The organism is Companilactobacillus paralimentarius DSM 13238 = JCM 10415 (assembly GCF_001434985.1).
Classification (GTDB): domain Bacteria; phylum Bacillota; class Bacilli; order Lactobacillales; family Lactobacillaceae; genus Companilactobacillus; species Companilactobacillus paralimentarius.
In genome coordinates this window covers 1-15,401 of sequence record NZ_AZES01000079.1, presented here as the reverse complement: position 1 = coordinate 15,401, position 15,401 = coordinate 1, and the positions used below count along the sequence as shown (strand labels likewise).

Genomic DNA, 15,401 nt, shown 5'->3' with positions numbered 1-15,401 from the left:
ACTTGGATTCAATTTATTTTGTCCAAGTGGCTAACTTGTTATTGAAATTTTCGATTATTTTTTTTCTTCGAATATTTTCAATTATATAATTAAAAAATGTAGTTTTACCTGCACCGTTATCACCAACGATTCCAATAATTTCATCAGAATGAACTATTAGATTAGGGAACGTAAATAGAATATTATCGTTGATTGAAATAATTCCTTTAGATAGTTGTAACATGCTATCATCCTTTAATAATTTATTAGCTTTATTATAATACTTTTAATAATATTAGCTATATAAAAATAAGTTCATTGAATTATTAAAAAACAAGTGATATCTTTATAATAATATTAATGGTAATAAATGTTGAAAAATGCGCTATATAAAACTAATGAATTGCTTGTAATATATCTAATTTAATTAAAATTAAATTAGTACAATGAAACTTGGAATTAATTATTGGGAAACGGATTTCATTCTATTCCACCAAATAGTGTAAAGAATAAGGAGATTTTATCATGGTATAAATTGCGGTTATTTTCATTAAAAATGAATATGCGATAAAAAGCCTATAACACATTATTATAATCAGAGACAATGTTAAGGACTACACCATTGTATTTAGATTAATTTTACGAACTAATGGGCTTCTTAAGTTTAAAACAGTTTCATTTTAGTAGGTGAATAATATATGAGGGAAATTAAATTAATAATTTTTAGTGATTTCATTAGTAGTTTTTCCGTATCCGCATTTATAACATATGCCTATTGGTTCTTATATAAGGTTACTAAGGATCAATCAATTGTATCGACCATTGGGACAATAACAATGCTTGCCGTATTGGGCTCGATGATAGGGGGGGATATATTGTTGATCGATCAAGTAAGTTAAAACTGCTAAGGATAATTGCTTTTATAAGAATAATTACATTAATAATTGCGTTAACTATACTGGCGATAGGTGGAAGTAACATTTATATTGTTATAGCCATTGTAATATTAAATGCCTGTTTGAATACCGTTTATATGCCACTGACTGAGTCTATTGCACCAACTTTTATACAAAAGGATGAAGATATTGTATCCGCAAATTCATGGGTTTCTTTAGCTTCGCAAGTGTCATCAATTGTATCGTCTGGCTTTTCAGTAATTATGGTTATGATGAAAGATCCAAAATATTCTTTAATCTTTGTTATGATATCTGTCATTATTTCTTTTGTTTCTCTTTCGAGAATAAAGGCTGACGATAAACCGCAAATACATAGTGATACATCATCATTTCAACTAAGATTAAAAATAAAAGAAGGGATATCTCTTATATATAAAAATCATTTGGTAAGTATAATGATACCAATTGCTTTGGTAACCAATTTTTGCTATTGGACTATCTGGCTTTTAATGCCTAAATTTAGTGTTGATATATATGGTAAGTATTCGTTTACGTACAATTTCATGGATATAGGTGTAACAATTGGAGGAATTCTTGGAACGGTCGTTCTGACAAAGTTAGGAAAAAGAATTGGTAAATTACATTTTTATCCGGTATATCTTGCCGGACAGGCACTCTCTTTACTTCTGTTGGGCTTACTTTCATTAGTACCCTTTGTAAATATCATTAATGTGATTTTAGTGGGAGTTATATGGTTCTTATATGGCTTTTTTAATAGCATAACAGCAATAATTTATTTTTCAGCTGTACAGATGTCTGCTTCTAAATCCGATATAGGAAAAACCGTAGGAGCAGTATTGACAATCTTTTCAGTTGCCAATCCGATAGCCGGAATCACAAGTCCGTTTTTATTAAAGTTAGCGGGGCTAAGGCCACTAATAATTGTATTGGGATTAATAATGTTTTTGGCGGCATTAATTATATATACACCCCCATGTATGAAAGTGTTGATAGAAAATGAAAAATAAGATTGTCGATATTATTGATCCGTGAAGTTTTCAAAAAGCATTCCATTATGGAATGCTTTTTTAATTAACATGAATTGTTCGCACTTAATATCCTTCCTATAATAATCACTGTTAAGACAAAGAGGAGGCAATTAAATGTCAGAACAACCATATGATTTAAGAAGAGTTATTGATGAATTAAAGAAGGAACCTGGTCAATACCATGAAACTGATGTTGAGGTTGATCCGGATGCAGAACTTTCTGGAGTTTACCGTTATATCGGTGCTGGTGGAACGGTTAAACGTCCTACTCAAGAGGGTCCAGCAATGATGTTCAACAATGTCAAAGGATTTCCTGGAACAAGAGTATTCATCGGTGCGATGGCAAGTCGTAAGCGTGATGGGATGATTTTGCATCATGACTATAAGACTCTGGGACGTCTTTTAAAGGATTCAGTGGAACATCCTATTGCTCCAGTAATGGTGGATTCTGACAAAGCTCCTGTACAAGAAGTTGTTCATAAGGCTACTGACAAAGATTTCGATATCAGAAAGATTTTGCCAGCTCCAACTAATACTGAATATGATGCTGGTCCATACATTACTATGGGATTAGTTTTGGGTTCAGATCCCGATAAGACTATGACAGACGTTACGATTCACCGAATGGTCTTGGAAGACAAAGATACAATTGGTATGTATATCATGCCTGGTGGTCGTCATATTGGACACTTCCAGAAACAATTTGAAAAATTAAATAAACCTATGCCTATTACAATTAATATTGGTTTGGACCCAGCTATTACCATTGGGGCAACTTTTGAGCCACCTACAACTCCACTTGGTTATGATGAATTGAATATTGCTGGTGCTTTGCGTAATCAAGCGGTTCAACTTGTTAATGCCAAAACAATTGATGAAAAAGCGATTGCTCGTGCTGAATATGTAGTTGAGGCTGAAATTATGCCTAACCAAACTATGCAAGAAGATATCAATACCCACACTGGTAAGGCTATGCCTGAATTTCCTGGGTATAACGGTGATGCTAATCCAGCCGTTAATGTGGTTAAAGTGAAGGCTATTACTCACAGAAAAGATAATCCAATCATGCAGACGACAATTGGCCCTAGTGAAGAACATGTTTCTATGGCAGGAATTCCTACTGAAGCAAGTATTCTAGAACTTGTTGACAAAGCCATTCCTGGAAAAGTTGTTAACGTTTATAATCCTCCAGCAGGTGGTGGTAAGTTGATGACTATCATGCAAATTCACAAAGATAATGAAGCTGATGAAGGAATTCAAAGGCAAGCCGCCATTTTGGCTCTGTCAGCCTTTAAAGAATTAAAAACAGTCTTCTTAGTTGATGATGATGTCGATATTTTTGATATGAATGATGTCGTTTGGACAATGAATACGAGATTCCAAGGTGACAAGGATATTATGGTTCTGTCTGGTATGAGAAGCCATCCGCTAGATCCATCTGAAAGACCACAGTATGATCCTAAATCAATTCGTTTCCGTGGAATGAGTTCGAAAACAATCATTGATGGGACTGTACCATTTGATATGAAAGATCAATTTATCCGTGCACAGTTTAAAGAAGTTGATGACTGGCAAAAATATTTGAAATAAGGAAGTGTGAAGATGGCTCGTAAAAGAAGAATCGTCATCGGTGTCACTGGTGCTTCAGGTACAATTTATGCAATTGACTTGATGAAAAAGTTGCAGGCAATTGAGAATGTTGAAACACATGTTGTTTTCAGTGCTTGGGCTAAGAAAAATTTGCAGCTAGAAACAGAGATGTCTTTAGCTGACATTAAAGAATTGGCCGATTATTTTTACAGTGATAACGATCTGGGTGCTACTATTGCTAGTGGTTCATTCTTAACCGATGGAATGGTAATCGTTCCCGCCAGTATGAAGACAGTCGCTAGTATTGCAGTAGGTATCGGTGACAATTTAATTTCACGAGCAGCTGATGTCACACTGAAAGAACAACGTAAGTTGATTATGGTACCAAGAGAAACACCTTTAAATACGATACATTTAGAAAACATGACAAAGTTATCGAAAATGGGTGTACAAATGATTCCACCAATTCCGGCATTTTATAATCATCCTGAAACTATTCAAGATTTAGTTGATCATCAAACAATGAAAGAATTAGATGCCTTAAGAATTGACAACGAAATTGGCGGACGTTGGGAGGGAATTTAATGAAATTCTCAGTTACCAAAGAAAATTACACCATGACAGCTGATATTACTATCATTGGTAAAGATCTATTTATCGCTATAACGGGTGGAGATAATCCTCATATTGGAACCATCACGACTCTAACGAAAAATATTGATATGCAGACGATACGATATCCCAGTCACGACAGTAGATTTCATAAGGATGATGTTCTAGCCATACGTGTTGGAAAAATTATTCAACCTTATCTACCAGGAAGTTGCACTATCAGTGCGGGAGTTCACATTAATCATATTTCAAAGAAACAAATCATGGTTTCCAGTCAGATTTCACAGAATTTAGGTGATCAAATTAGTACTTGGTTGCAACAAACTGATTTTGATGCGCCAGCACCTGTTTACTACAGTGATTCGGAAAGTCCACAATAAAATAATACCCTCCAAAATTAGGTAAATTACCTAGTTCTAGAGGGTATTTTGTTTTACTTATCTAAATAGAATTTCCAGAATTTTCTGGCTACATCTTCTTTAGACATTAATGGCCAAACTAGAGGCTTTTGTCCTTTTTGTAGAAGGGTAACTTTATTGGTATCAACGTTAAAACCAGCACCAACTTGAGCAACATTATTAGCTAAGATAACATCAGCATTCTTCTTAGATAACTTCTTTTCAGCATTTTCTAAAAGATTTTGAGTTTCAGCGGCAAAGCCAACGACAAATTGATGCTTAGTTTTAGTAGCGGCGATAGCTTGTAAAATATCAGGATTCTTAGTTAATTTGATAGTGAAAATATCTTCATCATCATTCTTTTTGATTTTTTGATCAGCAACATGAACTGGTTTGAAATCAGCCACAGCGGCAGCCATGATTAAAACGTCGGTAGTAGGGAAAATATCCTTTAATTGTTTCATCATTTCGTCAGCAGTCTGTATTTGGATAATATTCATACCACCAAATGGTGCTGCCACAGTGGTAATTAAGGTTACTTCAGCTCCTAAATCGCGGGCAATTTTAGCCATCGCAAAGCCCATTTTACCGGACGAACGATTGCCGATAAATCTGACTGGATCGATAACTTCCTTAGTTCCGCCAGCAGTTACAACAACTTTAACACCTTTCAGTTTTTTCTCAGCAAACTGTTCTTGAAGTGCTTCGACTATGACATCAAGTTCAGGCAAGCGTCCTTTGCCAGTCATTCCTTCAGCCAAAAAGCCTGTTTCGGGTTCAATTATTTGAACCCCCATTTGTTTTAAGATTTGTAAATTATGCTCAACGGCAGGATTTTCATACATATCAGTATTCATGGCCGGAAAAATCAATTTCGGTGCCTTAGTTGCTAGCAAACTGGTAGAAACGATATCGTCAGCTAAACCATTAGCCATTTTCCCAATAATGTTGGCAGTTGCGGGAACAACCACAGCTAAATCGGTCCATAGTGCTAATTTAATATGAGGAATAAAGTCATCAGTAGCGGTTTGGGGTTTGAAATTATCGGTGATAACAGGTCTTTGACTCGAGGTAGCGAAGGTTAGTGGTGTAACGAATTCTTGTGCTGATTTAGTCATGATAACTTGAACCTGGGCATCTTGTTTAATCAATGCACGTACAATGTTCAATGATTTATAAGCTGCAATACCACCTGTAACATAAATTGCAATATGTTTATCTTTAAGCATAATTTCACCTCAAAATTTTTTCTTACTATATTATACATGATTATGAGTATGATAATATTTTCTTATCAGGGGGTTGTCATGAATATTTATACATTGGATATAATAATTATTATTTTATTGATTATTGGGTTGAATGATCCATTGCTTAGATTTTTACAGGGTGTATTAGGAAGTAATTTTATAGTTAGTGAAATAATCATTGGTGTTGTTGTGATTTTTCTTATGTTTGTTATTCATAAATATGTTTTGAGACGATTTTTCTTTAAAAAATAAATAGGTGGGATGTGTTTTTATTGCCGTCTTTTGTTCCAGACTAGTGAACTGTTCTTTTGGTTTAGAATTTTCATTTGGATTATGTGGAATTAAAGATTTCAAGATGCTGCGTTTTTACTCGCTAATATTAGAATCAAGAACATAGTCGATAGTAAAAATTGTAGGTCCTCAGTGGCCCATAGATTTTTTTGTGGAAGACGGGAATTTAAGCACATTCATGTTCTAATTAAACTAAAGTAAGAATTAAAATAAAATTCAGTTACCTTTAATTTAAATTTTGCGCTATTATTTGTTTATAAAAGATGACATAAAAAAGACCGAAGGCGGCAATCTTTAGTCCCAAAAATCTGAATGTCATCGCCTGAATATATTAAAAAACTATATGTTACTCAAGGTCAGACATTGTTAGTGTCTGGCCTTTTTTGTGCTTCAATTATACTAATAATGTTTTTATTTGAAAGAATACATATAATGATTATGAAATTACTTTTTAATCAATTATTTAAAAGTGTAAAATTAAGGTAATTACATTTCCACCAAAGGAGAATGTCGCGATGGAAAACGTTATTTCACAAAGAGAATTAGAAAATAAAGAATTAGCTAAACAGGCTGCTGAGGAAGGTATTGTTTTACTACAAAATCGTAATGCTACTTTACCAATTAAAAATAAAACAGTAGCTTTGTATGGAAGTGGAGCTTTTGCCACTGTCAAGGGTGGTACTGGTTCTGGTGACGTTAATCAACGAAATATGGTTAGTATTTTGGATGGGTTAGAGAGCCATGGATTTACTGTTACTACTAAGGCTTGGTTGAACCGTCTAAATCGTTACTATCAAAAAGAAAAACAATTACATGATGAAAAGTTAAAGGATGATCCTTTAGCTCTGTTAGCTCCAGCTTTTAAGTTTAATGATCCCGAAGTAGGAGATTTTGAAGATAGTTTAACTGGAATTTATGTTATTTCAAGAAGTTCTGGTGAAAATTATGATCGTAAGAATGAGACTGGCGATTTTAAATTAACTGACAATGAACTTTCAAATATTAAACGGATGAGTGAATATTACACTAATAGTATTTTGTTATTGAATATCGGTGGGGTAATTGATACTAGTTTTATTAATGAATGTCCTTTGTTAGATAGTATTGTCCTCGTGTCTCAACTAGGAATGACGACAGGAGATGCAGTCGCTGATATTATTGACGGTACAACTACGCCTTCTGGTAAATTGACGGATACTTGGGCTTATTCATATGATGATTATCCAACTTCAGAGAATTTTGGAATGGAAAATCCTAAGTATGTTGAGGGAATTTACGTTGGTTATCGTTACTTTGATAGTTTTAACGTCAAACCAAGATATGAATTTGGTTACGGTTTGAGTTACGCTGATTTCTATTTAAAAGCACAGAAAATAAATATTAATGAGAAAAAGATTAAATTAAGTATTAATGTGGAAAATATTGGCAATAAGTATTCTGGACGTGAGGTTGTTCAAGTATATGTTTCTAAACCACAGACAGGGATTCCTACACCTTATCAAGATTTGATTGGCTATGAGAAGACTGCTGTATTACGCCCTAATGCACAACAGAAGCTTGATTTTGAAATTGATACGAGTAATTTGAGTGTTTTTGATGATGAGTTAGGAGCTTATGTCTTATTACCAGGAACATATCTTTTGCGGGTAGGGAACAGTTCTCGTAATACGAAAGTTGTTGCCTCATTCAAACTTGATGAGAAAGTTATTTTGAAAAAAGTTAATCCACTGATGAAGCCAGAGACTGATCCAACTGTTTTCACAGAGAACAAAGTTGAATTAGAAAATGTGACCGATGTACCACGCTTTATTTTGAAAGCTGCCAATTTCCCAGAGACTGAGTTTGTTCAGTACCAAGAGAAGACGGATGTTACTACTTTCATTAATGACGAAAATCCGTTACCTGGCAAAGGATTAGATGAGGTTGTAGAAGAAGTTCGTAATGCAGCTGGAAAAACGCTTGATGACGTTAATAATGGTGATGTTGAGTTGGCCGAATTTGTGGCTAGTTTATCTACTAAACAGTTAGTTGATTTAGTTGAAGGTCAACTTTCAACTAAAGAGAATAGTGTGGTCGGTATCTCATCAGATATCTTACCAGGTGCTGCTGGACAAACGGGGATGATCGATCATAAAGGTGTTCCCGCCCTAGTTATGGCTGATGGTCCTGCAGGAATCAGAGTAGAACCGGTTTTTGAAAGAAATGGCCAGACAGTCACACATTATGCAACCGCATGGCCTATTGGAATGGCGTTAGCTCAAACTTGGAATAAGAGTTTAGTTAAAAAAGTTGGATTTTCTATTGGTCGGGAAATGGTCGAATTTGGAGTTGATTTATGGTTGGCTCCAGGAATGAATATTCACCGGGATCCGCTTGGTGGACGTAATTTTGAGTACTTTGCCGAAGATCCATATCTTTCTGGAACGATTGCTGCATCAGAAACTAGGGGAGTACAAGATCACCATACAATTGGGGTAACCTTGAAGCACTTTATTGGCAATAACCAAGAGAGTTTCCGTAATTCTGGAGATAGTTTGATTGGCGAACAAGCTTTACGTGAAATTTATTTACGTAATTTTGAAATTGCTGTGAAGTCAGGACAACCAGTAGCAATGATGACTTCGTACAACCAAGTTAATGGAACATTCTCAGGTGCTAATTTTGAACTATTAACGAATATTTTACGTGATGAATGGCATTTCAAAGGTTTAGTAATGACTGATTGGTTCAGTTCTGCCGACCCTAAAGAAAGTATGCATGCCGGAAATGATCTGATTATGCCTGGAAATTCTAAAGAGGATTTACTTTGTGCAGCTAGTGACTTTGGACCAGAGTTTGACGATCAGGGTAATATTAAGATTAAACAAGAACTTGATATCAAGACTAAAGGCATTAAACGAACGGAAATGTGGAATGATTTCGTACTTGATCCTGATGGTGAAGTGTTGGTGAAAGTTAGAGTTGATAGTAATTCCAATTTGAACAAACAGATTCAAACCTGGGTCTACACAGGAGAAGCTCAAATTGTTGATGATGATCATGTCTTATTGACCGGGAAGTGGAAAGATAACAACACTTTGTACTTAGGTGATTTACAAAAATCTGCAATCAACATTTTAAGAACAGTTTTGAAATTGAAGTTTAGTTAAAACTGCCAGTCTCCGTAACAAGAAAATTTAACTCCAAGTTGTGTCCACAGATTTTTTGCGGACGACGGTATATTTCAATTACATTAGTTGGTATTTAGTTGCAACTAAAACTTGAGTAAAAGCAAAAAAGAATAAGGGCGTAGAAATCAAATTTGACTTCTACACCCTTATTCTTTTTTGATACGTGATAAACTGTTTGCAATAGACTGATTACGTACCGAAAGTAATATTATAACATTATATTAATATCTGTTTAATAGGTCAACATAAGCATCAACAATACTTTGTAAAAATCCAACAGTTCCTTCAGCAACATTGCCGTTTTCATCAAGAATATTTGTCACATTACCAATGTATGCTTCTGGTTGTTGAAGAACTGGCATGTTCAAGAATACTAATGATTGACGTAGATGATGGTTGGCACCAAATCCACTGATAGCACCAGGTGAAACGCTGACAATAGCAGCTGGTTTCATATCCCAAGCACTTTGACCATATGGTCTTGAACCAACATCAAGAGCATTCTTTAATGCAGCAGGAACAGAACGGTTGTATTCTGGTGTTACAAATAAAACACCTTTAACATCTTTAATTTTATTTCTGAATTCAGTATATTCTGCTGGAACTGATTCAGGTGTATCAATATCTTCATTATATAGTGGTAAATTGCCAATTTCGATAAATTCTGGTTCATATTGACTAGGGAAAAGCTTAGCAAGATTCTTAGCAATTTGCTTTGAATATGATCCTTTACGTAAACTTCCCACTAAAACAGCGATTTTTTCTGACATATGAAATTCCTCCGTAACCTTTGATGTTTTTAAATTATCATAAAAAAGAATAATCAACAAATATTTGTTCTCGCAAACAAAAATATTTTTTTCGAAGGAAAACGATTGCAAAAAGATTGAGAAGATGTTTACAATTTGTCGACAATTGTATAACTACGCAAAATGCATTATATTAATTACAATAATATGAGTTTGATTACAGAAACATTACAAAAATAGCTTCAAACTGATTTTTTTTATTCTGCTTGTAATATGATTGCAATATTCGTCTTGTATAGTTTCCTCTGGTAAACGAAAAACCGGGGAGAGATTAGTTGTTAAAGCAAATTAAATTAGAAGCACTACTTATCATTAGTTTGATCGTTACTGGGGGTATGGGATATACAGTTGCTTATGCTGCAGATGCATCAGTAGACCAAACAAGTAATGCAACGGATTTTAGAAAAACATTGACTAATTTGGAAACAAACCAAAAGGTCGATGAAAATGCCAATAAACTGAATAAAAAAATTATATTGTCGGGTAATAAGGAGTTTATGCCTGGAATCGAAAATAGTGAAAAAGATCCAAATGTAAATATGGACGAGATTGCATCACAAGCTCAAGCAAAGCAAAAGCAACAGGATGTTGATCACGCACCAGTCCAAGAATCACAACCAGAACAAGTTGAAGAGTCACAACAAGCTATTACACAAGCTGCTTCAGAGCCACCTGTGGAAATGCAGGCAGCTGGTAAAAGTGTTGGTACTTTTAAAATTAGTTTTTACGATCCCGCAGTTCTAGGATCGGATATGGGTTATTCAGGAGTTGCTACGAATTTAAGTGTTATTCCGCGTGGATCAAGCTTGAAAATCACTACAGCTCAAGGAGATGTTTTCTATCGAACTGTTAATGATACTGGAACATTTGCTTATGATAATCCTTATCAAATCGATATGGCTATGCCAAATAGTATGATTCCTTCATACGGAATTACTAGTGCTACTGTCGAAATAATTTAAAACAGCATCTATTCAGGATTAACGTATATTGCGGAACCTGATAGATGTTTTTTTTTTTTGTGTCATGAGGGGGTCAAAGGTTCAATTAATTTTTTCATTATTGTAAAATGGACCTATAAAAAAGAAGGTTAGATTATGAAGGCATTTGGAGTAACTAATAATAAGTTAGACAGCTTTTTAGAATTTGATAAAACCAAAGAAGTACCTACTGGAAGAGATCTACTGGTTAAGATTGAAGGTATTTCAGTTAATCCAGTTGATATTGCTACACGTAAGGGTATCAATACTGAATTAAAGAATCCTAAAATTTTAGGATACGATGGATACGGTATTGTTGAAGAAATTGGTGAATCTGTTAAGAATTTCCAAGTAGGGGATAAGGTTTTCTTTGCAGGTGATTACACTCGTGACGGTTCTTACCAAGAGTATGAATTGATTGATGAGAGAATTGTAGCCCATGCACCTGTACAGGCCTCGATTGAAAAAAGTGTTGCCATGCCATTAGTAACTTTGACAGCAAGTGAATTATTATTTGAAAAATTACATGTCAATCCAGCTATTGATAATCGTGATAAGACAATCCTAATTATCAACGGAGCTGGTGGTGTCGGTTCTATTGCTACCCAATTAGCTCATTTGGCTGGCTTAAAAGTCATTGCCACAGCCTCAACATCGGAAAAAGTAAAATGGGTTAAAGATTTGGGAGCTGATTTAGTAGTTAACCATCATCATGATTTAATTAAGCAAGTGCACGATTTAGGAATTAAGAATGTTGATTACATTGTTGGATTAAGTGACAACGACCCACATTGGCAAGAAATCGTAGAATTGATTAAGCCATTTGGCACTTTTGCAACAATCACTAATTTGCGTGAGTCACAGATAAGTGATTTGAAGTCAAAGTCAGTCGACTTTGCTTGGGAATGGATGTTTACCAAGGCCAAGTTCAAGTTGGCTTCGATGTCTGATCAGAGAGCTTACTTAGAGAAACTAGCACAAGGATTGGATAGTGGCATGATCAAATCGACTGTAACTAAAGTTTTCCATGGCTTAAATGTTGATAATATTAAGGCTGCTACAGAATTAGTAGAAGCAGGACATATGATGGGAAAAGTTGTTGTTTTGGCTTAAAAGTGAAAAAGGGGATGATACGTTAGTATCACCCTCTTTTTGTTTTAAATTAAATTGTAATGTTTCAAACCATTAACGATACCACCATTAACGTTTTCAGTGGTAACATAAGAAGCAATGGCTTTGACTGAATCTAAACCGTTACCCATTGCAACACTGTAATCGGCAAATTCTAACATTGGTAGATCATTATTACCATCACCAAAAGCATAAGTTGGCTTATCTTCAAGATCTAGTTCTTTTAATAGATGCTTGATACCACTCATCTTAGAAACACCCTTGTTGACGACATCAACTGATCTAGGACCAGTCTTATAAAAAGTAAGATCGTCAAAGACTTTTTGATAGTTAGAGCCATCGCCTTCAGTAACGATAACAATCATTGGGATTTTGTTGGATTTGTAAAAATCAGGGTCGATTTCAGGTAATTCCAAATGAACACTTTTGTAAAAGCCTTCAACGAAGGGATTAACTGCGTTAAGGTATGATTGATCGGCTGAATGTACACTGACAGTATCGCCAAACTTTCCAGCCTGTTTAAGCAGCTTTTCGATTAAGTCTGGTTTAATATTGTTTTCGTAAACTACTTTGCCTTGAGATTGGACATAAGCACCATCCAAGGTAATATATGTATCAATATCAGTTGAGTCAAGTACTGGATCAATTTCAATTGGAGCACGTCCAGTATTAACGACTGGTAAATAGCCATTTTCTTTGAGTTCGCGTGTAGCTTGTGCAACGTCTGCATCAATTTTTGAATGGGCGTTTAGAAGTGTACCGTCGAGATCGAAGAAAACAGTTCCTTTATAATTTGTTTGCAAAAGATCACCAACCTAAATAAATTTTGTATACTTACAATATATTAACAATTTTACAAGAAATAATGGAGTGATATTAATGAAAATATTAATGATTGAGGATAATAAATCTGTTTCAGAGATGATGGGGATGTTCTTCCAAAAAGAGAAGTGGGATGCCAGTTTTGCATATGATGGTAACGAAGCTGTTGATATGTTCAACGCCAGTCCTAACGATTGGGATATGATCACCCTAGACTTGAATCTTCCGGGAAAAGACGGAATGGAAGTTGCTAAAGAAATTCGTAAAGTATCTAAAACTGTACCAATTATTATGTTAACTGCTCGCGATACTGAAAGTGATCAAGTATTGGGACTAGAATTTGGTGCTGACGATTATGTTACAAAACCATTCAGTCCTATCACTTTGATTGCTCGTATGAAGGCAATTCACAGACGTGACGAAAATATGGCTGAAAAATTATCTGAGAGCAAAAATGTCAATGCAACGGTGGAAGAAGCAGAAGATGGGTTCGACATCAATACTGGTTTCTTTAAGCTCAACTCCAGCACGCGTGAAGCTTATTTGAATGATAAGGAAATTCCCGATTTGACACCAAAGGAATTTGACTTATTGAAGACTCTAGCTAGCAAGCCTAAGCAAGTCTTCTCACGTGAACAATTACTAGAATTAGTTTGGGATTACGACTATTTTGGAGAAGAAAGAACAGTCGATGCCCATATCAAAAAATTACGTCAAAAAATTGAAAAAGTAGGTCCACAAGTTATTGAAACAGTTTGGGGCGTGGGCTACAAATTTGATGATACTACTGCAAGGGCTGAGGCATAATGAAATTAATTTACCAAAATATGCTGAGCTTTTTGATTGTTATCTTAACGACCTTGGGGATCATTTTATATTCGGTTACGAGTGCCTCAACTAGCTGGGAATATAATCGGACCTATAAGAGTCTGGAAAGCTACGCTGGTAATCTGGAGAAGATTGCTTTGAAGACTGACCCTAAAACGGGGCAGATTCATAATATTACTGGTGACAATATTCGAACGGTTGAACAAGTTTTGTCAGAGAGAAATGTGCAATTTGCTATTTTTGACTATAACAACGACCAAGTCTATCCAACACCACCAACTAATGTAAAATTACATTTGAAAGACTCTTACTGGAAGAAGCTTAAACAAGGTAAAACAATCCGAAATGTGCAAAAATTACAGGATACTGAAGGCAATCCCCGACTGCGAAAGGACGATAATCGAAGTTATGTTTATGTCCTGACGCCGTGGTTTCAAAATGGGAAGCTGATTGCGGCTGTTTGGGCAGGATCAGATGTTTCAGAATTGCAGACTAATATTGGTGAGATCAATAGTCGTCTATACTTCGCACTTTTGATTTCGCTATTGGCGGCAATTATTTTGAGTTTCTTATTGTCTAGATATCAAGTTAATCGTATCAACCGCTTACGTAGTGCGACCAAGAAAGTTGCTAATAACGATTTCTCGGTTCATATTGAAAGTAAGGGCCGTGATGAGTTAGATGATTTGGCAGAGGACTTTAACCAAATGGTTAAGTCTCTAGAAGCCTCAGATACTGAAATTAAGCGTCAAGAACAACGACGGAAGGAATTCATGGCTGATGCATCGCATGAAATGAGAACGCCGCTAACGACGATTAATGGACTATTAGAGGGATTGGCCTATGATGCTATTCCGGAAGAGTCTAAAGGTCAAAGTATTCAGTTAATGCGTAATGAAACCAAACGTCTGATTAGATTGGTTAATGAGAATTTGGATTACGAAAAGATTAGGACTAACCAGATCACTATGGCTAAGCGAGTCTTTGATGCCAATAAACCTTTGACTGATATTACTTCACAATTGAATAAGAAGGCTGCTGGATCTGGTGATGAATTGATTTTGAAGAAGTATGATGGTGAATTAAAGACTTTCGCCGATTACGATCGGTTTGTTCAAGTCATGTTCAATATTATTCAAAATGCTATTCAGTTTACTAATGATGGCAAGATTTTTGTCAGTGGAACTCGTGAAGAAGAGCGCCATGCCTCCGTCTTTACTGTTTCTGATACCGGAATAGGGATGTCAGAAGATCAAGTCAAGAATATTTGGGATCGTTATTATAAAGCTGATCCTTCACGAAAGAACCGTAAATACGGAGAATCTGGTTTAGGATTATCAATTGTCCATCAATTGATTGAAAATCATGGTGGAGAGATTGAAGTTAAGAGTAAAGAGAACGAGGGTACAACCTTTATCGTGACACTCTTTGACGAAGGTTATGAACATAAACCAAATGAAAATAAAGAAGGCAGTAATCGTTAAAGTTAAAAGATTATACCTAGATTTAAAATAAAAGAGTGTTCACATCAAACCTGATATATTTGGCTGTTCGTCAAATCAAGTTGATGGCGGTTCAAGTTAACAGTTAGACCAT

General features: G+C 35.2%; 14 protein-coding genes. 10 read left to right on the top strand and 4 right to left on the bottom strand.

What is annotated here, in order from left to right:
* Nucleotides 1-13: 13 nt before the first annotated feature.
* Entirely contained in the window at nt 14-223 is a 210-nt protein-coding gene (locus tag FD33_RS07345; protein ID WP_056955873.1) for an ATP-binding cassette domain-containing protein, read from the bottom strand.
* A gap of 561 nt (nt 224-784) precedes the next feature.
* Here FD33_RS07345 and FD33_RS07335 point away from each other — a divergent pair.
* The 4 genes from FD33_RS07335 to lpdD all read left to right on the top strand — a co-directional run bounded on the left by FD33_RS07335 (nt 785) and on the right by lpdD (nt 4,506).
* A complete protein-coding gene (locus FD33_RS07335) occupies nt 785-1,903 on the top strand; it encodes an MFS transporter (RefSeq protein ID WP_082603705.1) in 1,119 nt (372 codons plus the stop codon).
* A gap of 135 nt (nt 1,904-2,038) precedes the next feature.
* Nucleotides 2,039-3,514: a UbiD family decarboxylase gene (locus FD33_RS07330; protein ID WP_025086244.1), complete on the top strand. Its 1,476-nt coding sequence runs from the start codon at nt 2,039-2,041 to the stop codon at nt 3,512-3,514.
* A 12-nt stretch (nt 3,515-3,526) separates the two neighbouring features.
* The gene (locus FD33_RS07325) at nt 3,527-4,099 is read left to right on the top strand and encodes a UbiX family flavin prenyltransferase (protein ID WP_025086243.1); all 573 of its coding nucleotides are present in this window, start codon (nt 3,527-3,529) and stop codon (nt 4,097-4,099) included.
* Nucleotides 4,099-4,506: a prenylated flavin chaperone LpdD gene (gene lpdD / locus FD33_RS07320; protein ID WP_034544464.1), complete on the top strand. Its 408-nt coding sequence runs from the start codon at nt 4,099-4,101 to the stop codon at nt 4,504-4,506. Before FD33_RS07325 ends, lpdD begins: the two co-directional genes overlap by 1 nt.
* A 53-nt stretch (nt 4,507-4,559) precedes the next feature.
* Here lpdD and coaBC read toward each other — a convergent pair whose 3' ends face one another.
* Nucleotides 4,560-5,753 (bottom strand): bifunctional phosphopantothenoylcysteine decarboxylase/phosphopantothenate--cysteine ligase CoaBC, encoded by a 1,194-nt coding sequence (gene coaBC, locus FD33_RS07315; RefSeq protein WP_025086241.1) that lies wholly within the window; start codon nt 5,751-5,753, stop codon nt 4,560-4,562.
* 78 nt (nt 5,754-5,831) lie between these two features.
* On the opposite strand from coaBC, the gene FD33_RS07310 reads away from it, so the two are divergent.
* Together FD33_RS07310 and FD33_RS07305 are read left to right on the top strand one after the other, a co-directional pair.
* Entirely contained in the window at nt 5,832-6,026 is a 195-nt protein-coding gene (locus tag FD33_RS07310) for a hypothetical protein (protein WP_056955871.1), read from the top strand.
* Nucleotides 6,027-6,580: 554 nt separating this feature from the next.
* On the top strand, nt 6,581-9,214 hold the full coding sequence (locus FD33_RS07305) for a glycoside hydrolase family 3 protein (protein WP_025086007.1): 2,634 nt from the start codon (nt 6,581-6,583) through the stop codon (nt 9,212-9,214).
* A 242-nt stretch (nt 9,215-9,456) separates the two neighbouring features.
* Here the strand turns inward: FD33_RS07305 and FD33_RS07300 are convergent, their stop codons facing one another.
* Nucleotides 9,457-10,005 (bottom strand): NADPH-dependent FMN reductase, encoded by a 549-nt coding sequence (locus FD33_RS07300; RefSeq protein ID WP_025086008.1) that lies wholly within the window; start codon nt 10,003-10,005, stop codon nt 9,457-9,459.
* Nucleotides 10,006-10,319: 314 nt separating this feature from the next.
* Here FD33_RS07300 and FD33_RS13110 point away from each other — a divergent pair, with 314 nt between their 5' ends.
* Both FD33_RS13110 and FD33_RS07290 read left to right on the top strand, forming a co-directional pair.
* Entirely contained in the window at nt 10,320-11,006 is a 687-nt protein-coding gene (locus FD33_RS13110; protein WP_051564294.1) for a hypothetical protein, read from the top strand.
* A 135-nt stretch (nt 11,007-11,141) separates the two neighbouring features.
* Nucleotides 11,142-12,137: a zinc-binding alcohol dehydrogenase family protein gene (locus tag FD33_RS07290; RefSeq protein WP_025086010.1), complete on the top strand. Its 996-nt coding sequence runs from the start codon at nt 11,142-11,144 to the stop codon at nt 12,135-12,137.
* A gap of 44 nt (nt 12,138-12,181) precedes the next feature.
* Here FD33_RS07290 and FD33_RS07285 read toward each other — a convergent pair whose 3' ends face one another.
* A complete protein-coding gene (locus tag FD33_RS07285) occupies nt 12,182-12,958 on the bottom strand; it encodes a Cof-type HAD-IIB family hydrolase (protein WP_025086011.1) in 777 nt (258 codons plus the stop codon).
* Between the two features lie 76 nt (nt 12,959-13,034).
* Between FD33_RS07285 and FD33_RS07280 the strand changes: the two genes are divergently transcribed.
* Complete coding sequence (locus tag FD33_RS07280; protein WP_025086012.1) at nt 13,035-13,784, top strand: response regulator transcription factor; 750 nt, start codon at nt 13,035-13,037, stop codon at nt 13,782-13,784.
* Nucleotides 13,784-15,289, top strand: coding sequence for a sensor histidine kinase (locus FD33_RS07275; protein WP_025086013.1), 1,506 nt, complete (start codon nt 13,784-13,786; stop codon nt 15,287-15,289). Before FD33_RS07280 ends, FD33_RS07275 begins: the two co-directional genes overlap by 1 nt.
* Nucleotides 15,290-15,401 lie beyond the last annotated feature (112 nt).